Here is a 554-nt window from a genome sequence, read left to right as displayed (position 1 = left end):
CCGAGATCGTCGGCCAGATCCGCCAGGGCAGCGATGCGATCAACGCCTCGGCCTCGGAAATCGCCGCCGGCAACGACGACCTGTCGCGCCGCACCGAGCAGCAGGCTGCATCGCTCGAGGAAACCGCTTCGTCGATGGAGGAGCTCACCTCGACCGTGCGCCAGAACGCAGACAACGCGCGCCAGGCCAACCAGCTGGCCATCGGCGCGGTCGATGTCGCCTCGCAGGGTGGCGAGGTGGTCGGCAAGGTCGTGCAGACCATGTCCGCGATCTCCGAGTCATCCAACCGCATCGCCGACATCATCGGCGTGATCGACGGCATCGCCTTCCAGACCAACATCCTGGCGCTCAACGCCGCGGTCGAAGCCGCGCGCGCGGGTGAGCAGGGTCGTGGCTTCGCCGTGGTCGCGGCGGAAGTGCGCTCGCTGGCGCAGCGTTCGGCAGGCGCGGCCAAGGAGATCAAGACGCTGATCACCGATTCGGCCGACAAGGTCCGCCATGGCAACGAGCTGGTCGACCAGGCCGGGCGCACCATGGGCGAGATCGTGACCAGC

1 protein-coding gene is annotated in these 554 nt (G+C 68.2%); it reads left to right on the top strand.

What is annotated here, in order from left to right; genetic code table 11:
• Positions 1-554: methyl-accepting chemotaxis protein (locus ACW5DW_RS17115; RefSeq protein WP_457020506.1), on the top strand; the 554-nt coding region annotated here is incomplete at both ends.

This window comes from Luteimonas sp. A482 (genome assembly GCF_054072655.1).
Note: the sequence above shows the minus strand (reverse complement) of the source record. Positions and strands in the feature narration are given on the sequence as shown.